2 pseudogenes are annotated in these 242 nt (G+C 66.1%); one reads left to right on the forward strand and one right to left on the reverse strand.

What is annotated here, in order from left to right:
* Window positions 1-126, forward strand: a pseudogene (locus tag J5M56_RS26350) (16S rRNA methyltransferase); the annotation flags it as partial.
* Here the strand turns inward: J5M56_RS26350 and J5M56_RS26355 are convergent.
* Window positions 116-242, reverse strand: a pseudogene (locus J5M56_RS26355) (16S rRNA methyltransferase); the annotation flags it as partial. The pseudogenes J5M56_RS26350 and J5M56_RS26355 sit on opposite strands and share 11 nt — an antisense overlap.

Below are 242 nucleotides of genomic sequence, written 5' to 3' on the forward strand. Positions count from 1 at the left end.
CGGCATTGCCAACTCTGGCAGGTGACCGTGGATAACGCCCCTGAGGCCACACCGCTGCAAAGCCTGGCCGAACATTTTTCGCTGGAGCTCGAGGACGGCCCACTTCAGGTAGTGAGCCTGCCAGGCGCGAGGCCAGTGCGTTGAGCAGGTAGGCGGCCAGTTCGCGGGACTTGGGCAGGAACAGCACCGCCGCCTCGAAGGCCACCGGAGGTACCTCGACGCCGTAGTGGCTGCGCTCGCTG

This window comes from Pseudomonas sp. 51_B, from assembly GCF_017491595.1.
GTDB classification, from domain to species: domain Bacteria; phylum Pseudomonadota; class Gammaproteobacteria; order Pseudomonadales; family Pseudomonadaceae; genus Aquipseudomonas; species Aquipseudomonas promysalinigenes.